General features: G+C 71.6%; 19 protein-coding genes. 13 read left to right on the top strand and 6 right to left on the bottom strand.

The window, feature by feature from the left end; all coding sequences use genetic code 11:
* The 4 genes from OIU81_RS33650 to OIU81_RS33635 are packed head-to-tail and all read left to right on the top strand — an operon-like array spanning position 1 to position 4,435.
* The gene (locus tag OIU81_RS33650) at positions 1-912 is read left to right on the top strand and encodes a phytanoyl-CoA dioxygenase family protein (RefSeq protein ID WP_329153922.1); all 912 of its coding nucleotides are present in this window, start codon (positions 1-3) and stop codon (positions 910-912) included.
* Complete coding sequence (locus tag OIU81_RS33645; protein WP_329153921.1) at positions 912-2,225, top strand: aminotransferase-like domain-containing protein; 1,314 nt, start codon at positions 912-914, stop codon at positions 2,223-2,225. Before OIU81_RS33650 ends, OIU81_RS33645 begins: the two co-directional genes overlap by 1 nt.
* Before the next feature lie 18 nt (positions 2,226-2,243).
* Entirely contained in the window at positions 2,244-3,419 is a 1,176-nt protein-coding gene (locus OIU81_RS33640; protein ID WP_443074175.1) for a prephenate dehydrogenase, read from the top strand.
* Complete coding sequence (locus tag OIU81_RS33635; RefSeq protein ID WP_443074085.1) at positions 3,404-4,435, top strand: zinc-binding dehydrogenase; 1,032 nt, start codon at positions 3,404-3,406, stop codon at positions 4,433-4,435. Before OIU81_RS33640 ends, OIU81_RS33635 begins: the two co-directional genes overlap by 16 nt.
* A gap of 99 nt (positions 4,436-4,534) precedes the next feature.
* On the opposite strand, the gene OIU81_RS33630 is transcribed toward OIU81_RS33635, so the two are convergent.
* Positions 4,535-5,329, bottom strand: a complete 795-nt coding sequence (locus tag OIU81_RS33630; protein ID WP_329153916.1) for a PhzF family phenazine biosynthesis protein — start codon at positions 5,327-5,329, stop codon at positions 4,535-4,537.
* 231 nt (positions 5,330-5,560) lie between these two features.
* Here OIU81_RS33630 and OIU81_RS33625 point away from each other — a divergent pair, with 231 nt between their 5' ends.
* From OIU81_RS33625 to OIU81_RS33610, 4 genes are all read left to right on the top strand, one after another.
* On the top strand, positions 5,561-6,820 hold the full coding sequence (locus tag OIU81_RS33625) for a multidrug effflux MFS transporter (protein ID WP_329153914.1): 1,260 nt from the start codon (positions 5,561-5,563) through the stop codon (positions 6,818-6,820).
* Between the two features lie 11 nt (positions 6,821-6,831).
* A complete protein-coding gene (locus tag OIU81_RS33620; RefSeq protein ID WP_329153912.1) occupies positions 6,832-7,302 on the top strand; it encodes a RidA family protein in 471 nt (156 codons plus the stop codon).
* A 226-nt stretch (positions 7,303-7,528) separates the two neighbouring features.
* On the top strand, positions 7,529-8,773 hold the full coding sequence (locus OIU81_RS33615) for a PP2C family protein-serine/threonine phosphatase (protein WP_329153911.1): 1,245 nt from the start codon (positions 7,529-7,531) through the stop codon (positions 8,771-8,773).
* A 222-nt stretch (positions 8,774-8,995) separates the two neighbouring features.
* Complete coding sequence (locus tag OIU81_RS33610; RefSeq protein ID WP_443074084.1) at positions 8,996-10,369, top strand: hypothetical protein; 1,374 nt, start codon at positions 8,996-8,998, stop codon at positions 10,367-10,369.
* A 54-nt stretch (positions 10,370-10,423) separates the two neighbouring features.
* Here the strand turns inward: OIU81_RS33610 and OIU81_RS33605 are convergent, their stop codons facing one another.
* Positions 10,424-11,047: a CBS domain-containing protein gene (locus OIU81_RS33605; protein ID WP_329153909.1), complete on the bottom strand. Its 624-nt coding sequence runs from the start codon at positions 11,045-11,047 to the stop codon at positions 10,424-10,426.
* A gap of 218 nt (positions 11,048-11,265) precedes the next feature.
* Positions 11,266-12,162, bottom strand: coding sequence for a universal stress protein (locus OIU81_RS33600; RefSeq protein WP_329153906.1), 897 nt, complete (start codon positions 12,160-12,162; stop codon positions 11,266-11,268).
* 559 nt (positions 12,163-12,721) lie between these two features.
* Here OIU81_RS33600 and OIU81_RS33595 point away from each other — a divergent pair.
* Entirely contained in the window at positions 12,722-13,126 is a 405-nt protein-coding gene (locus tag OIU81_RS33595; protein WP_329153905.1) for a VOC family protein, read from the top strand.
* A 127-nt stretch (positions 13,127-13,253) separates the two neighbouring features.
* Here the strand turns inward: OIU81_RS33595 and OIU81_RS33590 are convergent, their stop codons facing one another.
* The 3 genes from OIU81_RS33590 to OIU81_RS33580 form a co-directional block, all read right to left on the bottom strand.
* The gene (locus OIU81_RS33590) at positions 13,254-15,095 is read right to left on the bottom strand and encodes a phospholipase C (RefSeq protein ID WP_329153903.1); all 1,842 of its coding nucleotides are present in this window, start codon (positions 15,093-15,095) and stop codon (positions 13,254-13,256) included.
* Positions 15,096-15,265: 170 nt separating this feature from the next.
* Entirely contained in the window at positions 15,266-16,522 is a 1,257-nt protein-coding gene (gene efeB, locus OIU81_RS33585; protein ID WP_329153902.1) for an iron uptake transporter deferrochelatase/peroxidase subunit, read from the bottom strand.
* A gap of 5 nt (positions 16,523-16,527) precedes the next feature.
* Entirely contained in the window at positions 16,528-17,742 is a 1,215-nt protein-coding gene (locus OIU81_RS33580; protein WP_329153900.1) for an EfeM/EfeO family lipoprotein, read from the bottom strand.
* Between the two features lie 545 nt (positions 17,743-18,287).
* Between OIU81_RS33580 and OIU81_RS33575 the strand changes: the two genes are divergently transcribed.
* The 4 genes from OIU81_RS33575 to grpE all read left to right on the top strand — a co-directional run bounded on the left by OIU81_RS33575 (position 18,288) and on the right by grpE (position 23,701).
* Positions 18,288-19,496: a cytochrome P450 gene (locus tag OIU81_RS33575; RefSeq protein WP_329153898.1), complete on the top strand. Its 1,209-nt coding sequence runs from the start codon at positions 18,288-18,290 to the stop codon at positions 19,494-19,496.
* Positions 19,497-19,767: 271 nt separating this feature from the next.
* Positions 19,768-20,832, top strand: coding sequence for a type III polyketide synthase (locus OIU81_RS33570; RefSeq protein WP_329153896.1), 1,065 nt, complete (start codon positions 19,768-19,770; stop codon positions 20,830-20,832).
* A 308-nt stretch (positions 20,833-21,140) separates the two neighbouring features.
* Positions 21,141-23,036 (top strand): molecular chaperone DnaK, encoded by a 1,896-nt coding sequence (gene dnaK, locus OIU81_RS33565; protein WP_329153894.1) that lies wholly within the window; start codon positions 21,141-21,143, stop codon positions 23,034-23,036.
* Positions 23,033-23,701, top strand: coding sequence for a nucleotide exchange factor GrpE (gene grpE, locus OIU81_RS33560; protein WP_329153892.1), 669 nt, complete (start codon positions 23,033-23,035; stop codon positions 23,699-23,701). Before dnaK ends, grpE begins: the two co-directional genes overlap by 4 nt.
* The last annotated feature ends 77 nt before the right edge of the window (positions 23,702-23,778 follow it).

Here is a 23,778-nt window from a genome sequence, read left to right as displayed (position 1 = left end):
ATGACCACTGACGCATTCCAGCTCAGCCCCGACGACCGGAAGCTGCTGCCCTCCGAAGAGGAGGTGGCGTTCTATCAGGAGCACGGCTGGTATCTGTCGCGCAAGCTGCTCACCGACGACGAGGTCGACACCCTGGTGGAGGCGAGCGAGCGGTTCTACGGCGGTCACCGCGACCGGACCCTTCCGGTCCGCCCGCCGCGCCTGGCGTACTGGGAGCCGTCCCAGGGCGATGTCCACCGGCACAACGACTACATCTTCCACGAGGACGACACCGTCCGCCGCATCCTGTCCAAGCCGGTCATCGCCGCGGTCGCCGCGCGGATCGCCCGGACCAGCCAGATACGGCTGTGGAACAGCACCCTCATCTACAAGCCCCCGCGCCCCGAGGACGAGGGCACCATCGTGCCCTGGCACTTCGACCGGCACTACTGGCAGACCTGTACTTCCGACGAGATGCTGACCGCCTTCATCCCCTTCCACGACTGTGACGAGGAGATGGGCACCATCACGATGGTCGACGGCAGCCACCGCTGGAAGGAGGTGGGCGGGAACGACGCGACCACGCGGCACTTCGCCGAGCGGGACCGGTCGGAGCTGGACGAGATGCTGGAGGAGAACGCCGCCTTCAACAACGAGACGGTGCGCAAGGTCCCCGTCGTCATTCCGAAGGGGCACATCAGTTTCCACCACTGCCGGACGTACCACGGCAGCGGCGTCAACCGCAGCGACCGCCCCCGCCGCGCGGTCTCCTTCCACCTCCAGGACCGGACGAACCAGTGGCGGCCGTTCCAGATCTCCACGGGCGAGCAGGTCGTCTACAACAACGACGTACTGGTCCGGCGGACGCCCGACGGCCACCCCGACTACACGGACCCGGAGTTCTGCCCGGTGCTCTGGCAGGAGCAGGCGTAATGCGGCGGCCCGGACCGGACACCGGGCTGCGGGCGGCCGATCTCCACTCGTCGCTCTCGGACCCGCTGCTCGACGTGATGAACTTCCTCAACGAGGTGACGCTGCGCTACCCCGACGCGGTCTCGTTCGGTCCGGGCCGTCCCTATGACGGGTTCTTCGAGGTGGACCGGATCAGCACCTACCTCGACACCTATACGCGGTACCTGGAACAGGACCTCGGACGCACTCCCGAGGAGGTGCGCACCGCGCTCTTCCAGTACGGACGGACCAACGGGCAGATCCACGAGCTGGTCGCCCGGACGATCGCCCACGACGAGGGGATCCACACCGATCCGTCGGGCATCGTGATCACCGTGGGCTGCCAGGAGGCGATGGTCCTGGTGCTCAGGGCCCTCCTCGCCGGCCCGGATGACGTGCTGCTGGTCACCGACCCCGGGTACGTGGGGATCACGGGCGCGGCGCGGCTGCTGGGGGCCGAGACGGTGCCGGTTCCCGAGGACGGGGCCGGGCTGGACCTCGCCGCGCTGCGTTCCACACTCGCCGCGGTGCGCGCCGAAGGCAAGCGGCCGCGGGCCCTCTATGTGATCCCGGACTTCTCGAACCCGTCCGGGACATCGATGCCCACCGCCAAGCGGCATCAGCTGCTCGACCTCGCCGCCGACGAGGAGCTGCTGCTGCTGGAGGACAACCCCTACGGGTTCTTCAGCCGCACCGGGGAGCGCCGGCCCACCCTGAAGTCGCTCGACTCCCGGCACCAGGTGATCTATTTCGGCTCCTTCGCCAAGACGTGCTTCCCGGGGGCGCGGGTCGGCTACGTCCTCGCCGACCAGCCGGTCACCGGTGCCGACGGGGTGCGCACCCTCCTCGCGGACGAGCTGTCGAAGATCAAGAGCATGGTCACGGTCAACACCCCGGCGCTCGCCCAGGCCGTCATCGGCGGCATGCTCGTCGCCCACGACTGCCGGCTGCGGGACGCCAACAAGGACCTCATCGACTTCTACCGCGGGAACATGGAGGCGCTGCTGGGCGCGCTCGCTCGGCATCTGCCCCAGGACCGGTGGCAGGTGCGGTGGAACGTGCCGGACGGCGGGTTCTTCCTCGTACTGACCCTTCCCTTCGCCGCCGACAACGCGTTCCTGGAGGAGGCGGCGCGCGACTACGGCGTGATCTGGACGCCCATGAGCTACTTCTACCTGGGCGACGGGGGCGAGCGTCAGATCCGGCTGTCGGCCAGCTATTTGACGCCGGATCAGATCGAGGAAGGGGTACGACGGCTTGCCTCGCACCTCACCCACCGGATGGGCCAGGGATAGCAAGTGGCCCTACCAGAGCTGCGCACCGCCGCGGTCGTCGGCACCGGCCTCATCGGCACCTCCGTCGCCCTCGCCCTCACGGCACGGGGCGTGACCACCTACCTCATCGACCGGGACGAAGCCGCGGCCCGCACCGCCGCCGCACTGGGGGCCGGCACGGTCGGCGCTCCCCCGGCGCCGGTGGACCTCGCGGTGCTCGCGGTGCCGCCGGGGACGGTGGCACAGGTACTGGAGGAGCACCAGAAGGACGGTCTGGCGCAGGCATACACCGATGTGGCCGGCGTGAAGGCCCGTACCCAGGCCGATCTGGAGGCCCGCGGGTGCGATCTGACCTCTTTCGTCGGCGGCCATCCCATGGCGGGGCGGGAGCGCTCGGGTCCGCGGGCGGGCCGGGCGGACCTCTTCGACGGGCGGCCCTGGGTGCTCACGCCGCATCCGGCGACCGAACCCGCCGTACTGCGCCGTGGACTGGAGCTGGTCAGGCTGTGCGGCTCGGTGCCCGTGGTGCTGGGCCCGGACGCGCACGACCGCGCCGTCGCGCTCGTCTCCCATGTGCCCCATCTCCTCGCCACGCTGATGGCGGCCCGTCTGTGCGACGGCGAGGACTTCGCGGTACGCCTCGCCGGCCAGGGGCTGCGTGATGTCACCCGGATCGCCGCGGGCGACGCCGGACTGTGGACGGACATCCTCGCGACCAATGCGGAGGCCGTGGCGGAGGTCCTGGGCGGGCTCGCCGAGGACCTCGACGTGGCGCTGCGGGCGCTGCGGGCGCTGGCCGCGCATCCCTCCGGTCCGGCGCGGTCCGACCCGGCGGCGGAACTGACCGCTCTGCTCCGCCGGGGCAACACGGGGCGTGCCAGGATCCCCGGCAAACACGGCGGAACTGCCCTACCATACTCATCAGTTCGGGTCGTCCTGCGGGACCGGGCGAACGAGCTGGCCCGGCTGCTGGCCGACGCTTCGCTGACGGGGGCGAACATCGAGGACATCCGCCTCGAGCACGCGACCCACAAGGACGCGGGCCTGGTGGAACTCCTCGTGGCAGGCGAGTCGGCCGGCCGGCTCGCGGCCGGGCTCACGCGCCGCGCGTGGACCGTCCACGTAGAGCGGCCGGGTGCGCGGCGACCGAACGACAGCGGGCCCAAAGGGCCTTGGCAAGCGATTCCAGGAGTGCGACTGTGCGGGCAGCAGTGATGTTCGGGGCAGGGGACGTCCAGGTGAGGGAGGTGCCCGACGCCCGGCTCGACCGGCCGACCGACGCGTTGGTGAAGGTCACCCATGCCGCGATCTGCGGAAGCGACCTCTGGCGCTACCAGAAGCTCGCACCGACGCCGGACGGCATCCGGCTCGGGCACGAATTCCTCGGGGTGGTCGAGGAAACCGGCGCGGAGGTCACCTCCGTACGCCCCGGCGACCTGGTGCTCGCCCCCTTCAAGTGGTCCGACGGCAGCTGCGAGTTCTGCCGTGCGGGGCTGCACTGCTCGTGTCTCCACGGCGGATTCTGGGGCGGGGCCCTGGACGGCGGCCAGGGCGAGCGGGTGCGGGTGCCGCAGGCGGACGGCACGCTCGTCCCGCTGCCGATGGAGCCGGAGGACCCCCGGGTACCGGCGGTCCTGGCGCTGGCCGATGTGCTGTGCACGGGGCATCACGCCGCCCTTTCCGCGCGGGTGGGTCCCGACAGCACGGTGGCCGTCATCGGTGACGGCGCGGTCGGGCTCTGTGCGGTCCTGGCCGCTGCCCGGCTCGGTGCGCGGCGCCTCATCGTGCTGGGGCGGCACCCCCGGCGTACCGACCTGGCCCGCCGGTTCGGCGCCGTCGAGGTGGTGGCGGAGCGCGGCGCGGCGGCCGTCGAGCGGGTCAAGGAGCTCACCGGCGGCCATGGCGCGGACGCGGTGCTGGAGTGCGTCGGAACCGGCGCGGCGCTGCGGGACGCCCTCGACATGACGCGTCCCGGTGGCGCGGTCGGCTATGTGGGCGTGCCGCAGGACGGTGAGGGCGTCGACGTACGGCGGTTCTACCGCCGCAACATCACCTTGTCCGGCGGTGTCACCCCCGCCCGGGCCTATATCCCCGAGCTCCTGCCCGATGTGCTGTCCGGGCGGCTCGACGCCGCTGCGATCTTCGACCGCACCGTCGGGCTGGACGGGGTTCCGGACGGCTACAAGGCCATGGCCGAGCGCGAGGCCCTGAAGGTGCTCATCCGCCCCTGAGCGCGCGGGCGCCGGCAGTGAGCCCCGCCTCCCGGTACAGCCGGGAGGCGGGGCTCACGAGCGTGTGTCGCGGCGTACGCGGGTACCCCGGCGTACGCCTCAGGACGAGAGCTCTCCGTCGAACACGGTCACCGCGTGGCCCAGCAGCGTGACCCGGTCGTCGCACAGCTCGACGCCCACCCGCCCGCCGCGCGCGGACAGTTGCACACCGGTCAGCGTGGTACGCCCGAGCCGTCCGGCCCAGTGCGGTGCGAGGACGCAGTGGGCGGCGCCGGTGACCGGGTCCTCGGGGATACCGGCGGCGGGGGCGAAGACCCGGGAGACGAAGTCGTGGTCGTCGCCCTCCTGGGCACCGGCGGTCACGATCACCGCCCGTCCGCTGAACCCGGCCAGCGCGGCGATGTCCGGGGCCAGATCCCGCACTTCTTCCGCCTTCGGCAACTCCACGAGCAGATCGTGCCGGGCCCGGCCCGTCCACACCGGCTCGGCGCCGAGGGCCTCGGCGAGCCGGGACGGCACGGCGGTGGCGGTCGGCGGGTCCGTGGGGAAGTCCAGGGTGAGGGCGCCCCGGTGGTGCCGGCGGGCGGTCAGCACTCCGCTCAGGGTCTCGAAGCGCAGCTCCGTGCCAGGGGCGGTGGGCCGGCTCCGGTAGAGGATGTGGGCGGTGGCCAGCGTGGCGTGGCCGCACAGATCGACCTCCACGGTCGGTGTGAACCACCGCAATCCGTAGGTGTGGTCCCCTGCGGGATGGACAAAGGCCGTTTCCGACAGGTTGAGTTCGGCGGCGACCCGTTGCATCCAGGCGGCGTCGGCCGGCTCGTCCAGCAGACAGACGCCGGCGGGATTCCCGGCGAACGGCCGGTCGGTGAAGGCATCGACGATGAAGGCACGCATACCTCCGACGCTACTGCCGGCGGTCCGTCCCGGGGGAAACGCGCACCGGTTGGCGCTGTTCGGACCACCTCGCGGAGCCCAACGGGGCAGGGGCAACGGTCCGAGAGGAGGGTGTCCTCCAGCATCGCGATCATTAGGCTTTCTCACCGATCGTTGTACGAGACAGCAACCGGCCCGGCCCCGTCGTCCAGGCGGCGGGCCCAGGGCGCACCGGCGTCCGGAAGGGCAGGCATGGACAACACCGAGGCCAAGGTCCCGCCGTTGCTTCTCGCGGTGCTCATCTCGCTGAGTGTGGGCGGGTTGATGTCCTCGGACATCAACCTTCCGGGGCTGGCACAGACCGCCCACGCCCTGGGCACGTCCGTCTCGGCGGTGCAGGCGACGTTCAGCCCCTACCTCGTGGGGCTGCTCGTGGCGCAACTGCTGTACGGACCCTGGTCCGACGCCCTCGGCCGACGGCGCCTGGTCATCGGCGGCTTCTCCCTCTATGCGGTGGCCTCGCTGGCCTGCGCGCTCGCGCCGAACATCGCCGTCTTCGCCGCGGCGCGGCTGCTCCAGGCGCTCGGCGCGGGCGCGGGACTCGTGCTGGCCCGCGCCATCGTCGGCGATCTGTACGGCCAGCAGACCGCGGCACGCGTCTTCACCACGATCATGCCGGTGGTCGGCGCCTCACCGGCCATCTCCCCGCTGATGGGCGGCTATCTGACCACCCTGCTGTCGTGGCGCTCGCCCTTCTTCCTGACGGCCCTGATCGCGGTGGCCACCGTGGTTGCCGTCGTCCTCAGGGTGCCGGAGTCGCTGCCTCAGGAGCGCCGGGCGCGGCGGCTGCGGACGACGGTGGGGAACTACCGGCATCTGCTGGCGAGCGCCAAGTTCTGGGGCTTCGGCCTCAACCTGGGCGTGGGGTACGCGGTGTACACCGGCTACCTGGTCGCCTCCCCGGTGATCTTCCAGCGCCTGGGCATGAGCACCGAGATCAACGGCTACTGCTACATCAGCATCGCCGCCGCCTACATCACGGGCAACCTGCTGTCGCGTCGTCTGGTCGCACGGTACTCGATCGACCATCTGCTCGTCCGGGGTCATGTCATCTTCTCCGGCGGGGCGTTGGTGCTGCTGGCGCTGGGGCTGACCGATCCGCAGACGCCGTGGCCGCTGCTGGTCATGATGACGGTGGTGACCATCGGCAACGGCTTCCTGTTCCCGATGTCCGTGGCGGGCGGCGTGACCTCGTTCTCCGCCATGGCGGGCGCGGCCTCCGGTCTGCTGGGGGCGGTGCAGATGGCCGGCGGCAGCCTTTCGTCACTTGTCGTGAGCAGGATTCCGCCGGACGTCCGGTCGTTCTCGATTCTGGTGACGGTCTTCGCCGTCGCCGGCCTGCTCGCGTTCCACTCCCTGCGGGCCTTCGCCGCCCGCCCCACCACCGGGTCCGGCACGGCGCAGGGTGCGCCTGCCGCGCCCGTGGCCTCCGCAACCCCGAACGAAGACTGAGGAGAAAACCGATGGGTCAGGTCTCTCGCCGGCTGGAAGAACTCGGGCTGGCATTGCCGCCGCTGCTGCCGAAGCTGGCGAATTACGTGCCGGCGAAGACGGTCGGCGAGCTGGTCTTCGTCTCCGGACACGGTCCGCTCAACCCCGACGGTTCGGTGAAGTACCGGGGGCGGCTGGGCGCCGACTTCACGGTGGAGGACGGCAAGGAAGCCGCCCGGCTGGTCACGATGAACATCCTCTCCGCACTCCAGGCCGAACTCGGTGACCTCGACCGCATCCGGGAGTTCGTCAAGCTGCTGGTCATGGTGCAGTCGGCGCCCGACTTCCAGGAGCAGCACGTGGTGGCGGAAGGCGCCTCGGATCTGCTCACCGAGGTCTTCGGGCCCGAGTGCGGCTCGCACGCCCGTTCGGCCGTCGGCATGATGAGCCTGCCGTTCGGCATCGCGGTCGAGATCGAGGCCGTGGTGCGCATCGCCCCCTGACCCGGCCGGCGGCGCCCCGGCCGGGCGTGCCCGCCGTTCGGGTGAGCGGGGCGGCGGAGGGGAGCCCCGGCGCTGCCGTGCCGTGTGCCGCCCCGGGAGCGGCGGGGGTGCGAAGCGGCGCTCCCGGGCTGCGGTGGCCCGGGGCCGTCCGGCGGGCGAAGGCGCCGGGCCTCTCTTAGATTGGCCGGGTGGGGGCCCGGAGCCGGCCGAGAGGGGGCAGGAGCGCGTGCGGAGACCGGACCTCGACCATGCGGCGCTGTTCGCCGCGACCCCCAGCGCATGCCTGGTCCTCGATCCTGATCTGGTGATCGTGGACGTCAATGAGGCCTACCTCCAGGCGACCGGGCGCACCCGGGACGAGCTGGTGGGCCAGTTCGTCTTCGACGCCTTTCCGGACAACCCCGCGGACCCCGACGCCGAAGGGGTGCAGAACCTGTATCCCTCGCTGCGCCGTGTCCTGGCCACCGGGGAACCGGACACGATGGCGGTCCAGCGGTACGACATCCCCCTGGTGAACCGGCCGGGCGATTTCGAGGAGCGCTGGTGGTCCACGATCAACACCCCGGTCATCGGACCGGACGGCACGGTGGCGTGGGTCATCCACCGGGTGGAGGACGTGACCGCGTTCGTGCTCTCCCGCCGTTCGCGCCGGCTGCCCGGCGGGCAGCTGAGCGAACGCGAGGAGGCGATGGAGGCGGAGCTGTACGTCCGGGCCCGGGCGCTGCAACACCTCAACGAGGAGCTGCGCCGGGCCCACGCCCGCGAACGCCAGGTGGCGCTCACGCTGCAGGAGGCGATGCTCCACTCCCCGGACCTCGCCCGGCACCACGATGTCGCCGTGCGCTATCTCCCCGCCATCGGGTCGCTGAACATCTGCGGTGACTGGTACGACGTCGTCGACCTCCCCACCAATGGATTCGCCGTCGCGGTCGGCGATGTCGTTGGCCACGGGCTGGAGGCCGCCGCCGTCATGGGCATGCTCCGCAGCGCCCTCAGCGCCGCCGCCCGCTCGGTCAACGGCCCCGCCCAGGCACTGAAGGTGCTGGGACTGTACGCCCGGTCCGTCGACAAGGCCCTGGCCACCACCGTGGTGCAAGCGCTGATCGACATCGCCGGCCGCCATCTCACCTACAGCTGCGCCGGTCACCCCCCGCCCGTCCTGCTGCACCCCGACGGCAGCCACGCACTCCTGGACCAGGCCACCGACCCGCCCCTGGGCGCCCACCCCGAACAGGTGCCTCGCCTCCAGGCCCACGTCCCGTACACGCCGGGCGACACCCTCGTCCTCTACACGGACGGGCTGATCGAACGCCGCGACGAGGACATCGACGTCAGCCTCGCCCGCCTCACCGACGCCCTCGCCCCGTTCAGCAGATTCAGCCCGGAGCGCCTCGCCGACGCGCTGCTGGCCCGTCTCGGCGTCAGCGCCGGCGCCACCGACGACATCGCCCTCGTCGTCGTCCGGCTCTAACGCAGCGTCGGGTAACTACTGGCGCAGGGAGGGAAGTTGAGGCCCCGGTCCGGCGGCGCCCTTCCCCGACTCGTCTTCGGCCGGGGCGGCGTACCTCACCGTCGGGCCGGACCCGCGGTTCGGGTGTGGTGGTGCGCGGCCGGCAGGCCGACATCTCCGGCGTCACCCGGCGGGGTGGTGGCGGTCGGCGGTCCGGCCGCGGAGCCGGATTACGGTGGGCCGGTGACAGCGAGTGCAGACAAGCGGGAGTGCCGTCGCGATCTGTGGGCGGTTGCCGGTGCGGTCGCGCTGTTCGTGCTGGCGGCAGTGGTCGGGCGGGTCCTCAACCGGACCGTTTACGGGTCCGAGGGCATTCTGCGGCTGGCGTGGCCACCGCTGAACGCGTGGTGGCTGCCGCACCTGGGCCCCGGTACCCCGGCGGCGCTGGCCGTGGCCGCGCTGGTGGTGATCTGGGGGCCGACGGCCGCACAGCGGCTGCCGTGGCGGGTACTGCCGGTGGCCGCGTGGGGCGCGGCGATGGCCTGGACGTGGTCGCTCGCGCTGGTCGACGGCTGGGACCGTGGCGTCGCCGGGCGGCTGACCACCGGCCTGGAGTATCTGCAATCGGTGGACAGAGTCCATGACCTGGGCGCCTTTCTGCGGGACTTCACCCACCACATCCTGGTCGGCTCCCCGGGCCTCTGGCCGGCGCATGTGGCCGGCCATCCGCCGGGTGCGCTGCTGACGTTCGTCGGGCTGGACCGGATCGGGCTGGGCGGCGGCGCCTGGGCGGCCGCCTGGTGCATCACCGTCGGGTCCTCGCTCACCGCAGCCGTCCTGGTGACCGTCCGGGCGCTGTGCGGTGCGGCGCCGGCGCGCCGGGCCGCCCCGTTCCTGGTGCTCGCCCCGGCGGCGGTGTGGATCGGGGTCAGCGCCGACGGGTACTTCGCGGGCGTCGTCGCCTGGGCGGTCGCGCTGCTGGCGCTGGCGGCCACCCGCCGTACCCGGGCGCCCCGGCTGACCGCCCTGGGCGCGGGGCTGCTGCTGGGCTGGGCCTGGTATCTCTCCTACGGCCTGACGGTGTGCGTGGTGCTCGTGGCCGCGGTGCTGCTGATCGCGCGCTCGGCCCGCCCGTTGCCGTACCTGGGGGCGGGTGTCCTGGTGTGGGTGGTGGCCTTCACCTGGGGCGGATTCTGGTGGCCGGAGGGCTATACGACGCTGGTCGAGCGGTACTACCAAGGTGCCGCGAAGGTACGCCCGTACGGCTATTTCGTGTGGGCGAATCTCGCGGCCCAGGTGGTGAGCGTGGGTCCGGCGGCCGTGGCCGGGCTGCGCCGGGCCGCGGGTGCGGTGTGGCCGGCGCTGCGCGGGGCGCGGCACACGGCGCCGGCCGGGCGTGACGCTCTCGCCGTTCTGGTCGCGGCGGGGCTGTGCATGGTGCTGCTCGCGGATCTGTCCGGGATGAGCAAGGCGGAGACCGAGCGGATCTGGCTGGCCTTCGCGGTGTGGCTGCTGCCGGCGTGCGCCCTGCTGCCGGCCCGCACCCACCGCGGGTGGCTGGCCGCGCAGGCCGTGGTCGCCCTGCTGGTCAACCATCTGCTGCTGACCGCCTGGTGAGCGGGCACGGCCGCGGGGCGGGGCCCTGGCGGCGGAGCCGGGGCGCGGTCCGGGCTACTCCGGCGCCTTCTGCGGCTCGAGCGGGATGTCGTCCCGTTGTGCGGTGAGCCGGTCGATCACCTCGACCACCCCGTCGACGCCCTCGCACATCCGCACGGCGATGCGGACCAGGCTGGTGCGCTCCAGGGTGCCGGTGAGGGTCACGGAGCCGTTGGAGACATCGACGGTGACCGTGGACGGTGACACACCGAGCGTGCGCGTGAGCACCTCTTCCAGCACCTCTTCCTGGATGGCGCGGTCGCGGCGCAGGAAGAGCCGCACGAGGTCGCTGCGGCTGATCACGCCGATCAGCCGCCCGGCGTCATCGACCACGGGCAGCCGCTTGACCTTCTTCTGCTCCATGAGCTTGGCCGCCTCCACGACGCTCCACGCCGGCCGTGCCACCACGGCGGGGCTCGTCATGATCGCTTCGGCGGTGGTCGCCCCGAGCTTCGCGATCTGCCGGCGCAGCAGATCGGCTTCGGAGACCACTCCCACCACCTCCTCGTTCTCACCGAGGACGGGGACGGCGGTGATCTCGTAATCGTCGAGCAGCCGGGCGATCTCCTTGAAGGTCGTGCCCCGTCGGGCGACGACGGCATGGGGGGTCATCAGGTCTGCCACACAGCGGTGCGTCATTTTCGGCAAGTCCCTCCGGGTCTGCCCGGGCCGCCTCCGAGGGCGCCACGGGCGGGAAGTCCGGTACCGGCAAGCCTGCCTCGCAAGGGGCGGGCCTGTCTCGTACCGGTCGTCATGAGTGGGGTGAACGGGGCCCGGGGAGGGCGAACCGTCCCGGGGCCGGGCGGATGCCAGGGCCGGCGGTGGGGGCCGGTGGGCCGGTGCCGCGCGCGTCGCGCTCAGTCATCGGGGACCACGGCGACCGGGCAGGCCACGTGGTGGATGGCGGCGTGCGCCACCGGTCCGACGCGCGGTGCGAGCAGCGGACGGTGCAGCCTGCGGCCGACCGCGAGGAGTTCGGCCCCGAAGACCGTCTGGACCAGGGCCCGGGTCGGGCTCTCCGGGAGGACTGTCTGCTGGACCAGCACCTCGGGAAACCGCTCGCACCACGGGCGCAGGGCCTCCCCCATCTCGGCCTCCGCCTCTTTGGTCAGTTCCTTCTCGGCATCGGGGTCGAGGCCCCAGGGGGTGTAGGCGTGCAGGGGCAGCGGGCGCCCGTGCACGGCCTGGAGGGGAAGGCCGCGGCTCGCCGCGGCGTCGAAGGCGAAGGCGAGCAGCCGCTCGCAGGGCACGTGCAGGCCGAGGCCGACGACCACCCGTGCGTCGGGAGCGGGCGCACTGCCGGGCGCGCGTCCGTGACCGGGTGTCGCCGCCCGGTCGCCGGCCCGGACGAGGACGACCGGCCCCCTCGCCCGGCCCACCACGTCCAGACTCACATCGCCGAGCACATAGCTTTCCCAGGCCCCCAGGGCACGCGACCCGAGCACCAGCATCTGCGAGGCGGCGGCCGCCCGCACCAGTGCGTCCTGTGCCTCGGACCCCACCAGATCCTCGACGATCCGCAGCCCCGGGTGGCCCTCCCGTACCTCGTCGCGGGCCCGGCGCACGATCTGCCGGGCGCCGGCGTTCTGGTCCCGGTCCGGCGGCGTGTCCGGCGCCTCGGCGGCCAGCAGTATCCAGGCATGGAGCAGCCGCAGCACCGACTGCCGCCGGTCCGCCTCGTCAGCCGCCCACTGCGCGGCCGCCAGACTCTCCGGCGAGCCGTCGAGCCCGACGGTGATGATTTCCGGCTCCATGGCTGTCCTTCTTTCGCGCTCCGGGCTCCGCCCGCACCGGCCCGTCAGGCCGTCCGCGGCGGTCCCGTGGGAGGTGGCTGCGGGGCCCACGGAAAGGCGGCGTACGGGTGGCGACGGGTCGAGGGGGTGCCTCTCGGTGCTCCTCCTCGGCGTGTGCCCGCGGGGCCGGGCGAGGTGCCCGCCCCGGTTACCGAGCCTGCTCGATGCCCCGGCCCGCACCAAGGGCCGATGGGCGCCGCGCCCGGACCGAACGACCCGCCGCCGACCTGCCATAAGTCCCTTGACCGGGCGGGCTTGATCGTGATCACCGCCGGCCGGCCGGCGAGCGGGAACGACGTCCGTTCCTGTCCCCATCGTGGCCCCTCGCGCGGGGGCCTGCCAGGCCACGCGGTCCCCGGGCGGCGCGGCCGGCCCCGCCCGCGTGGCGCCCGCGGTGCCGCGTCCGGTGTGCGCAGGGGCGGCGGGGCGGGTGCCTCCCGGTGCGCGGAGTGCCGGCGCCGACACGGGGTAACCGGTCCGGGGAGGGCGGGCGGAGGCCCGTCGGCAGGAGGGGAAGCGCATGGCCATCGCCAAGACCGGAGTCCTGGTACTGGATTGCACGGAGCCCGCGCCACTGGCGGACTTCTACGCACAATTCCTCGGCGGAGAAGCACGGATCGGGAACACCCCGGACTACATCGAAGTCGTCGCGGGCGGCCGGGTCCACCTCGCGATCCGGCGCGACCCGGGCGCGGCGCCGGCGAGTTGGCCCCGCCCCGACGACTCACAGCAGGCGCATCTGCACTTCCTCGTCCCGCAGGACGATATGGACGAGGCCGAGCGCGAGGCCGTCGCCCTCGGCGCGCGGCCGCTGCAGACACGCGAGAACCGCGGGCCCTACGACGCCCGCCGCTACTCGGACCCCGCCGGCCACCCCTTTGTGCTGGCCGCGAGCGAGGGACATGCCATGGGGCAGGCGGTCTGAACCGCCGGACGGCCGCGGACCGCGACGGCCCGTAGCGGCACGAGAGCGCGTCCCCGCACCGGCACGGCCCGGCGGATCACCGTTTCGGTGAGCCGCCGGGCCGTGGCCGTATCGCCGGTCCGTCAGGTCAGACGGCGCGCTGCTCCTTGCGGCGGCGCAGCACCAGGATGGTGGCGGTGGCGCCGCCCGCCACCACGGCCGCGCCGATACCGATCGGCAGCAGCTCGGAGTCGGAGGAGTCGCTCGCCGCGGCCGTGGCCTGCATCGCGGGGCCCGGGTCGATCGTCGTGGCGACCGGTGCGACCTGCCGGATCGGGCCGACCGACTTGACCGAGCCGTTGGCGTTGAGGAGCACCTGCTTGTTGTTCGGGTGCCGGAAGTCGAACATGCCGTTCAGCGAGCCCGCCCGGGTGTCGAAGGACGCGTCGCCGATCCGGCCGGTGTGCCAGTTGTTCTCGATGAACTTGATGATCGAGGTCTGCTCGGTCCGGGTGTGGTCGATCTTGTTGACCTTGCTGTACGGGGAGATGACCAGCAGCGGCTGCCGGGTGCCGGGGCCGCAGCGGTCCTGGTAGCCACCGGCGGCCGCGGGGCCCGCCTGGCAGGCCGGGCTGTCGGTGGCCTTGCCGTTGGAGCCGGTGCTGGTGTCCTTGGAGCCGTTGCGCGGGGCGACGAAGGCGTGGTCGTACCAGCCGTCGGAGTCGTCATAGGCGATGACGACTGCGGTGTCCTTCCACTGCGGGGACTGCTGGATGTGGTTGATCTGGTTGACCAGGAAGTGCTGTTCGTCGATCGGGTCGGAGTAGGCGGCGTGCGCGTCCTGGTAGGCGGGGGCCTTGAGGAAGCTGACGGCCGGCAGCTTGCCCGCCTTGAGCACGGCGTCGAAGTCGCTCAGGTCGTAGTTGTGGTTGGCCTGTCCGGCGTGGCCGACCTCGTTGACGCTCTTCGGCGGCAGGTGGTGCGGGTTGGCCGTCGACTTGTAGTACTGGAACGGCGCGTGGTGCGGGCTGTAGTCGACGGACTGCGCTCCCCCGATGTTGGCGTGGGTGGTCCCGCCGCACTTGGCGTAGTGCCCCGAGTCGCCGTCCCACGCGGTGCTGGGCCGGAAGCCGCCCTGGAACCATCCCCAGCTGACGTGCCGGGCGTTGAGAAGGTCACCGATGTTGCGCCCCTGCATCGAGGCGAGCGCGTCCTTGCTGCTGTGGTCCTTGTTGGAGCAGTCGTCGTAGGCCGGGTCCGGGTCCTTGACCATCGTGCCGACGCCCTTGGCGTCCGGCGACTGCACGACGTGCGGATCGGCCGTGGCGGTCTGCTTGGGGTGCTCCGTGCCGGAGGCCGGGTCCGTGGAGATGATGCCGTGCGTCTGCCCGGAGACCAGGTTGATCGCGCCCGGCGAGGAGGGGCCGTAGACCGAGCTGAAGGAGCGGTCGTTGAGGGAGTAGTGCTGGGCGTAGTTCCACATGCCCGTGGCGGTGTTGCCGTCGTAGTAGTCCATCACCAGGCCGGGCTCGCCGTAGAGCCCGCCGGAGCACTTGCCGGAGTCGGTGTTCTCGACGAACTTGTCGGCCTTGCCGCCGTTGTACGCGTACTGCTCGGGCCCGTAGTCGTGGGTCTGGTCGCAGGTCACGGCCTGCTCGGGGGTGAGCCGCTTGGGGGCGTACTGGTTGGGGTTGTGCTTGAGCAGCCCCGCGGTGCGCAGGTTGTCGATGTCCCGGGGAGTGCGCGGCGAGGCGGTGAACTTGGTGCCGTCGGTGTTGGCGGCCTTCGGGTACGTCGCGAAGTAGTGGTCGAACGAGATGTTCTCGTCGAAGAGCACGACCACGTGCTTGATGGGGGTGGCCGTCCGGGAGGCGGCGGTCGGGTCGGCCGCCGCCCAGGCGGGCGCGCCCGCGCCCAGGGCCGCGAGGGCCGCGGCGCCCGTGAGGGCCCCCAGGCTCCGGATCGTTGCTCGTTTTCCCCTACTGGCCATGCTTTTTCACCCTCCGGGCAGGGACGTATCGGTGCTGTACGGCCGGATGTTCGGCCGGTCGGACGGCGGTGCGGCAGAGCCATGATGGCCCGGGAGTGAACACTGGGTCAGGTAACCCAGGCCAAAACTTGACCGGGTGTTGACCCTTCGGGCCAGGAGGCGGCCGCCGGTCATGTCAGCAGCGCCCGCCCGTACCAGTCCGTTTCCCCCTGGACGCCGGGCAGCGCGTAGAAGTATCCGCCCCCGAAGGGCTTGATGTAGTCCGTCAGCGGCTCGCCGGCCAGCCTGCGCTGCACGGTCTCGAACTGGCGGGCCAGATCCTGTTGGTAGCAGCAGAACAGCAGGCCCATGTCGAGGTTGCCGTTGCTGTCCGTCCCGTTGTCGTAGTTGTAGGCGCGGCGCAGGAGGCGCTGGCCGGCGGTGGCGGCGGTCCGCGGATTGGCCAGCCGGATGTGGCTGTCCAGGGGGATCACATCGCCCTTGGGGTCACCGGGGTAGTGCGGGGTGTCGTGTTCGGCGTCGCCGTCCAGGGGTGCCCCGGTCTCCCGGGCGCGGCCGAACATCCGCTCCTGTTCGGTCAGCGACACCCGGTCCCAGAACTCCACCAGCATGCGGATCAGCCGCACCACCTGGTAGCTGCCGCCGACCGCCCAGTCCGGCTCGCCCGCGCCCCGCCCCACCCACACCAGATGGTCCATCTCCCGGGCGGAGCGGGCATCCGGGTTGGCCGTGCCGTCCTTGAACCCCAGGAGGTTGCGGGGCGTCCCCGACGGCCGGGGCGGAGAGGTGAAGCCGTCCAGCCGCCAGCGCACCTGCATCCCGCCGCGGGTGTGCCGGGCGAGGTCCCGCAGGGCGTGCAGCACGGTGTCCGTGTCGTCCGCGCACAGCTGGAGGCTCAGGTCGCCGTGGCACCACTCGGCCCGCAGGTCGTCGTCGGGGAAGGAGGGCATGGTGGTCAGGCGGCGCGGTGCGTGGCCGTGCAGCCCGAACCGGTCGTCGAAGAGGGCCGCCCCCACGCCGACCGTCACCGACAGCGCGCCGGCGGGGACCTGCGGCCCCAGGAGACCCGAGTCGGCGGGCGGGCCGGTGATGCCGACCGGCGCCGGTGCTCCGCCGCCGGTCAGGAAGCGGGCGCGGGCCGTGACGGTCCGCAGCAGGTCGGCCAGTTCGTTGCGGTTCTCGGCGGTCACATCGAACGCCGTGAACGCCGTGACCCGGCGGGGCGGGGCGGTCACCGACGCCTGATGGGTGCCGTGGAACGGGACCGGGAGCGCGGCGTCCGACAGCAGCCCCGGGCCCGGCACGGGCAGCGCTACCGGCCCGCCGTCCGCCGGCCGGGCGTCGGCGGACGCGGTGCCGCCGGCCGCGAGACCGGCACCGGCCAGCGCCGCACCCCGCAGGAATCCCCGTCGACCGACACCGTTCATGCCCTTCACACCGTTCTCCGCGCGTCGCACAGCGTCGCCACCGACGCCAGCCGTTCCACCAGATCTCCGAACACCGCGTTGACGTGCTCCCGCCGGGCACGGTCCAGCCGGTCCGGCGGGGTCCACCGGCCGTCGTGCCGGAAGCCGTCGAGCAGACGACGGGTGCGGTCCAGGTCGTCGTCCAGCTTCCGCAGCCCGGGATAGCGGGTGACCAGCAGCGGGTGCAGCCGGCTGAGGACGGCGCGGGTGCCGTCGATGTTGGCGCGGGCGGTGGCGAGATTGCTGCCGCTGCCGTAGTCGGTCCGCCCGGTCAGCTCGAACTCGACGGTGTTCTCCAGGATTTCGTGCGCCCGCAGGCCGAGGTCCGCCGGGTCCATCCGCTCTTGCGCCCAGTCGTTGCGGAGCGTGCGGACGGTGGCGAGGAGGGCGGCGGCCGGTGCGCGCAGGGAGGCGGCCGGCGCTCCGTGCCACAGTCCGTATTCGATGCGGTGGAAGCCGGTGAACTCCGGGTCGCGGTCGCCGTGCGGCAGACCGGCGCCGGTACCGTTGATCTTCTGGTCCGCGTCGCCGAAGGTGCCGTACGCCGCGCCCAGCCGTTCGTAGGCGAGGTGCGCGGACAGCCAGGCGTTCCGGGCTCCCGCGAGGTCCCCGCGGGCCAGGGCGTCGCGCAGGGTCCCGGTCCGCCCCACGAGGTCGTCCAGGCCGCCCGCGACCCACTTCTGGTACTCCAGCGCCGGGGGAATCAGGTCGTGCTGGGTGAGCGGGGCCGCCGCCGGGCCCGATCGGCCGCCGCCGTCGATCCGGACCGTGGGCCCGGTGACCGCATCGGCGTCGTCCGGCAGGCACATGAAGGCGTAGGACCCCTGCCCCAGCGTGACCCGCAGCCGGCGGGTGGTCCCGGGGCCGATTCCCTCCGTCTCGCCGTAAACCGCCCCGTTCCGCGGGGACTTGAGATACACCTCGGCCGCGGTGCCGGAGGTGTTGTGCAGCTCGAAGACCTGCGTCCCGGGGCGGGGGTGTGCCCAGCCCCGGCCGCAACCGCTCGAGGAGACCTCGACGGCGGTGTGCGGCAGCCCGTCCGCCGCGGTCCGGGCGTCGCCCGCCGCGTCCCCCGGGCCGCCGGCCAGGACCGGCGTCACCAGCAGTCCGCCGGTGAGGAGCGCACCCCCGATGCCCCGCACGCGCGCGGACCGCAGCCATGCGGGGCCGGATCGTGGCACTCCCAGCCTCCCGGGGATCGTTCACAGCACGCGCTCGCGTACCTGACGCAGACGGATCAGGGCCACGGCCCCGGCGGGTCTCCTGCCGTGCCGATGGCAACGCTGCACATGCTATGCAGCGCACGCCGCCCGAACACCCATTCCCCCGAAGAGATGCCAGAACTTCCCCCGTGGTTCACCGGGCCGTCGCCGCACGCGGCCGCCCACGGGGGCGCCGGGCGTACGGACGAGCCGGGCGTATGGACGGGACGGGCGGTGCGGGCCGGGGAATCTGACCGGTCGCACGTCTCCCTACCACCCGATTGGCCCAATGCTCCGGCCATCCGGCCGGGGCGCTGAGCCGCCGGGAATGGCGGGACACGCCGCGTTTCCCGGCCCGCTGCGCCGATCGTGTGGAAAGGCCGCCCGGGGCATCCCTGTGTTTCGATCCTTGGGATGAACGGGCGCTTTTCCGCCCGCGGCCGTGTGCTGCCGTGCACAGGCGCCTTGTGCTGTCTGCGCAGACGGTGAATCCGCTCGTCCCCTTCTCACTTCGGGAGTTCGATATGGAATCCGGCGCCAAGGTCTGGAACTGCCCATTCGACTATGCCGAGGCCCTTGAATTCGACCCCACGCTCAAGCGCCTGCTGACCGAGGAACCGGTGGCCCGTATCCGGCTGCCGTACGGCGAGGGCGAGGCGTGGCTCGTCACCCGGTACGAGGACGTCCGCACGGTGACCACCGACCGGCGCTTCAGCCGCAGCGGTGTCATCGGCCGGGACTTCCCCCGTATGACGCCGGAGCCGATCGTCCAGGACGAGGCGATCAACGTGATGGACCCGCCGGCCAGCAGCCGCCTGCGGAGCCTGGTCTCCAAGGCCTTCGCGCCGCGCCAGGTGGAGCGCATGCGGACCCGCGCCCAGCACGTCGTGGACGAGCTGCTGGACCGGATGACCACGCACGGCTCGCCGGCGGACCTGATGGAGAGCCTGGCCTCTCCGCTGCCGCTGACCACGATCTGCGAGGTGCTGGACATCCCCGAGGCCGACCGCGGCCAGTTGCGCGCCCACGCCCGGACCATGATGAACGTCAGCCTCGACAACCGGGACAAGGCCGTGCGGGCCAAGGCCGATATGCGCGGCTACTTCAAGACGCTGACCGCGAAGCGTCGTCAGCACCCGGGAGACGACCTGATCAGCGCGCTGGCCACCGCGCGTGACGGCGACGAGATCCTGGGCGACCAGGAACTCACCGTCATGGCCATGGTGCTGCTCATCACCGGCCAGGACACCACCACGTATGAGATCGGCAACCTCGCCTACACGCTCCTGACCCGGCCCGCGGAACTGGCCATGCTGCGCTCCCGGCCCGAGATGCTGCCGCGGGCCATGGAGGAGATGCTGCGGTTCATTCCGTTCCGCAAGGGCGTCGGCATCCCCCGGGTCGCCACCGAGGACGTGGAACTGAGCGGGGTGACGATCCGTGCCGGGGACATCGTGCACGTCTCCTATCTGACGGCCAACCGGGATCCGCGGAAGTTCGACCGGCCCGACGAGCTGGATCTGGAACGTGACGGCAAGCCGTCCCACATGACCTTCGGCTGGGGCGGGCATCACTGCCTGGGCGCCCCGCTCGCCTTCACGGAGCTCGAAGTGGCCCTCACGGCCCTGCTGGAGCGCTTCCCCGAGCTGCGCCTGGCAAAGCCGGCCGAGGAAGTGCGCTGGAACACGACCTCGATCTGGCGCTATCCACTGGAGTTGCCGGTCGCCTGGTGACGGCGGCCGGCGCAGCGGAATGCAGATCTCACCCGGCTGGCGTACGGTTACTAGTCGGAAAGATGATCCATCTGCACGGGGAGAGGTCATTCTTCGACTGGCCCGCCAATTCCCTCAAAAGTCGTCAACCCCGGGCCTGTGAGCCCGCCAACGGTTCCCTTGCCCCTTCGATACGGGCATGGCGCCACAGCGGGTTCGCCGGCCGAATACGACTCGCATTCTGCGAGGGAATTCCGCAAAGGCGGTCCCTGGTCTGCAAGGAGTGCATCCCATGGCGGTTCTGTGCAAACCTGCAATCGCGGTCCCTGAATACGTCATCACCCAGGACGACACCCTCGAACTCGCACAACGGCTGCACAAGGATCATTCGCAGCTGAGACTCGTACTCCGGCTCATCGAGCACACCGGTGTCCTCAAACGGCATCTGATCCAGCCGATCGACAAGGTGCTCAAGCACCCGGGTCTCGACGCCCGCAACGCGGTGTACGAGCAGGAAGCCAAGGCCCGTGTCCCCGCCGTGGTGCGCTCGGCCCTCGACCAGGCCGAACTGGAGCCGCAACAGATCGACCTGATCGTCTACGTGTCGTGCACCGGCTTCATGATGCCGCCGCTGAGCGCATGGCTCATCAACACCCTGGGCTTCCGTCCGGAGACCCGGCAGATGCCGATCGCCCAACTCGGCTGTGCCGCGGGAGGCGCCGCGATCAACCGGGCGCACGACTACTGCACGGCCTACCCGGACGCGAATGTGCTGATCGTGGCGTGCGAATTCTGCTCGCTGTGCTACCAGCCCACGGATCTGGGAGTGGGATCGCTGTTGTCCAACGGGCTGTTCGGGGACGCGGTCGCCGCGGCCGTGGTGCGGGGCAACGGTGGCACCGGCGTCAGCCTGGAGCGCAACGGCTCGTACCTGATCCCGAACACCGAGGACTGGATCTCCTACGCCGTGCGCTCCACGGGGTTCCACTTCCAGCTGGACAAGCGCGTGCCCGGCACCATGAAGCCGCTCGCCCCGGCCCTGCGCGCCGTGGCGGAGCAGCACGAATGGAACGCGGGCGACCTGGACTTCTACATCGTCCATGCGGGCGGCCCGCGCATTCTGGACGACCTGTGCCACTTCCTGGACGTGCCGCCGGAGGCGTTCCGGTTCAGCCGCGCGACGCTCACCGAGTACGGCAACATCGCCAGCGCGGTGGTGCTCGACGCCCTGGGCCGGATGTTCGACGAGGCCTCGGCGCTCGACGGTCAGCGTGGTCTGCTGGCGGGCTTCGGGCCCGGCATCACCGCCGAGATCGCCCTCGGCACGTGGACCTCGGCCCCGGTGCCGGCCAGGTGAGCGCGGCGTCTCGGTGCGCCCGGTGGTGTCCCACCGGGCGCACCGAGACGGTCCGCGGCGCCCCGGGGGCCGCGCGCGGGGCCGCAGTGACGGCGGCCGGAAGCACACCAAAATTGGCACATACGTCTCTTTTGCGTTGAATGGGAATATCTTTACAGATATATCGGCACGCTTCATGCAGCGCCGGCGCCCGGTGGCGGGCGGAGCGGGCGCCCGCCCCACGGCGGAGCCCGTGCACCGCGCCCTTCTGCTGCCCCCTGATCACGGGCCGCTCCGGGAGTGGGCCGCAACGCGAGGAGAAGAAGACCATGGCACGTGCAGTGGGTATCGACCTCGGTACGACGAACTCGGTGGTCAGTGTGCTGGAGGGCGGCGAGCCCACGGTCATCACCAACGCCGAGGGCGCCCGGACCACCCCGTCGGTGGTGGGGTTCGCAAAGGGCGGGGATGTGCTGGTGGGCGAGGTCGCCAAGCGACAGGCCGTGACCAACGTGGACCGCACCGCGCGCTCGGTCAAGCGCCACATGGGCGAGGCCGACTGGCGCTTCCCTGAGCACGGCGACATCGACGGCAAGCGCTTCACCGCACAGGAGATCTCCGCGCGGGTACTGCAGAAGCTCAAGCGCGATGCCGAGGAGTACCTGGGCGAGGACGTGACGGATGCCGTCGTGACCGTTCCGGCGTACTTCAATGACGCCCAGCGCACCGCCACCAAGGAGGCCGGGGAGATCGCGGGCCTGAAGGTGCTGCGGATCGTCAACGAGCCGACCGCCGCCGCGCTGGCCTACGGACTCGACAAGGAGAACGACCAGACCATCCTGGTCTTCGACCTCGGTGGCGGCACCTTCGACGTCTCGCTGCTGGAGATCGGTGACGGGGTCGTCGAGGTGAAGGCCACCAACGGCGACACCCATCTGGGCGGCGACGACTGGGACCAGCGGATCGTCGACCACCTGACCAAGCAGTTCAAGAACGCGTACGGCATCGACCTGTCCAAGGACAAGATGGCCACCCAGCGGCTGCGGGAGGCCGCCGAGAAGGCGAAGATCGAGCTGTCCGCGGCGACCGAGACCACGATCAATCTGCCGTATCTGAGCGCCTCGGCCGACGGCCCGCTGCACCTGGACGAGAAGCTCACCCGGTCCCAGTTCGAGCAGCTCACCGCCGACCTGCTGGAGCGCTGCAAATCGCCGTTCCACAATGCGGTGCGGGACGCCGGGATCGAGGTCTCCGACGTCAATCACGTGATCCTGGTCGGCGGCTCGACGCGGATGCCCGCGGTGACCGAGCTGGTCAAGGAGCTGACCGGCAAGGACCCGCACAAGGGCGTCAACCCGGACGAGGTCGTCGCCCTCGGCGCCAGCCTCCAGGCCGGTGTCCTCAAGGGTGAGGTCAAGGACGTCCTCCTGCTGGACGTCACCCCGCTGTCCCTCGGTATCGAGACCAAGGGCGGCATCATGACCAAACTGCTGGAGCGCAACACCACGATCCCCACCAAGCGCTCCGAGATCTTCACGACGGCCGAGGACAACCAGCCGTCCGTGCAGATCCAGGTCTACCAGGGCGAGCGCGAGATCGCGGCGTACAACAAGAAGCTCGGGATGTTCCAGCTGACCGGTCTGCCGCCGGCCCCGCGCGGGGTCCCGCAGATCGAGGTCTCCTTCGACATCGACGCCAACGGCATCATGCACGTCACGGCCAAGGACCTGGGCACCGGCAAGGAGCAGAAGATGACGGTCACCGGCGGCTCCTCGCTGCCGAAGGACGACATCGACCGGATGGTCCGCGACGCCGAGCACCACGCCGAGGAGGACCGCCGCAGGCGGGAGACCGCGGAGACCCGCAACCAGGCCGAGCAGCTCGTCTACCAGACCGAGAAGTTCCTCAAGGACAACGAGGAGAAGGTCCCGGGCGAGATCAAGACCGAGGTCGAGGAGGCCGTCGGCGAGCTCAAGGAGAAGCTCAAGGGCGAGTCCGCCGAGGGCGACAACACCGCCGAGATCCGTACGGCCACCGAGAAGGTCGCCGCCGTCTCGCAGAAGCTGGGCCAGGCCATGTACGCCGACTCCCAGGCGCAGTCCCAGGCCTCCGGGCCGGCCGCCGACGGCTCCGGCGAGGGCGGCCCGGCGGCCGGCGGCGAGCAGGACGATGTCGTCGACGCGGAGATCGTGGACGACGACAAGCAGGAGGGAGGCACCCGATGAACCGCCCGCCCCATGTGCGTGGCCTCGGCCACCCACCGCTGGCGCTCGTCGGACACGGGCCGGAGGAAAGCCCCGGGCCGCTGCCACCCCCTACGGTTGAGGGGGAGGAAGCGTCCGGGCGGGAGTCCGGCCGCCCGTCCGGCGGCGACCGGGACGCCGAGCGGCCGGCACTGCCGGAGGCGGCGCTCCGCGCCGAACTCCGGGAGCGGACGGCCGATCTCCAGCGGCTGAAGGCGGAGTTCGACAACTACCGCAAGCGGGTCCACCGTGACCGCCAGGCCGTCGGGGAGATCGCCGTCGCCAATGTGCTGAGCCGTCTGCTTCCCGTGCTCGACTCCCTGGCCAAGGCCACCGAGCAGGGCGAGGTGACCGGCGGATTCCGGCGCATCGCCGAGTCGCTGCACACCGAACTGGCGGCGCTGGGCCTCCAGCCGGTGGGCACGGCGGGTGCCCCCTTCGACCCGCGGATCCACGAAGCCGTCACCTACACCCTCGACGAGCGGCTCGACCGTGCCCTGTGCACCGAGGTCCTGCGTCAGGGCTACCGGGTCGGCGACCAGCTGCTGCGCCCGGCGCAGGTGGCCGTCGCCGGGCGGCCCCCGGGGCGGCCCGCCGCCACCACAGGGGGCGGCAACCGCCCGGCACCGCACGGGCATTGCAACTGACGGCCCGTCACCCTACCCTTCCGGCACACCCCCACCGCACCGGGGCGCTCGTACGGTTCTCACCTCTACGACGCGTA

The organism is Streptomyces sp. NBC_01454 (assembly GCF_036227565.1).
In the GTDB taxonomy this organism is placed as follows: domain Bacteria; phylum Actinomycetota; class Actinomycetes; order Streptomycetales; family Streptomycetaceae; genus Streptomyces.
The sequence above is the reverse complement of the archived record's forward strand: the minus strand, read 5'-3'. Positions and strand labels throughout refer to the sequence as shown.

Excerpts from the sequence above, each read along its gene's own strand:
- OIU81_RS33650 (WP_329153922.1), top strand. The coding sequence starts at position 1 with ATGACCACTGACGCATTCCAGCTCAGCCCCGACGACCGGAAGCTGCTG.
- OIU81_RS33645 (WP_329153921.1), top strand. The coding sequence starts at position 912 with ATGCGGCGGCCCGGACCGGACACCGGGCTGCGGGCGGCCGATCTCCAC.
- OIU81_RS33630 (WP_329153916.1), bottom strand. The coding sequence starts at position 5,329 with ATGCGTGCCTTCATCGTCGATGCCTTCACCGACCGGCCGTTCGCCGGG.
- OIU81_RS33625 (WP_329153914.1), top strand. The coding sequence starts at position 5,561 with ATGGACAACACCGAGGCCAAGGTCCCGCCGTTGCTTCTCGCGGTGCTC.
- OIU81_RS33620 (WP_329153912.1), top strand. The coding sequence starts at position 6,832 with ATGGGTCAGGTCTCTCGCCGGCTGGAAGAACTCGGGCTGGCATTGCCG.
- OIU81_RS33605 (WP_329153909.1), bottom strand. The coding sequence starts at position 11,047 with ATGACGCACCGCTGTGTGGCAGACCTGATGACCCCCCATGCCGTCGTC.
- OIU81_RS33600 (WP_329153906.1), bottom strand. The coding sequence starts at position 12,162 with ATGGAGCCGGAAATCATCACCGTCGGGCTCGACGGCTCGCCGGAGAGT.
- OIU81_RS33595 (WP_329153905.1), top strand. The coding sequence starts at position 12,722 with ATGGCCATCGCCAAGACCGGAGTCCTGGTACTGGATTGCACGGAGCCC.
- OIU81_RS33590 (WP_329153903.1), bottom strand. The coding sequence starts at position 15,095 with ATGGCCAGTAGGGGAAAACGAGCAACGATCCGGAGCCTGGGGGCCCTC.
- efeB (WP_329153902.1), bottom strand. The coding sequence starts at position 16,522 with ATGAACGGTGTCGGTCGACGGGGATTCCTGCGGGGTGCGGCGCTGGCC.
- OIU81_RS33575 (WP_329153898.1), top strand. The coding sequence starts at position 18,288 with ATGGAATCCGGCGCCAAGGTCTGGAACTGCCCATTCGACTATGCCGAG.
- OIU81_RS33570 (WP_329153896.1), top strand. The coding sequence starts at position 19,768 with ATGGCGGTTCTGTGCAAACCTGCAATCGCGGTCCCTGAATACGTCATC.
- dnaK (WP_329153894.1), top strand. The coding sequence starts at position 21,141 with ATGGCACGTGCAGTGGGTATCGACCTCGGTACGACGAACTCGGTGGTC.
- grpE (WP_329153892.1), top strand. The coding sequence starts at position 23,033 with ATGAACCGCCCGCCCCATGTGCGTGGCCTCGGCCACCCACCGCTGGCG.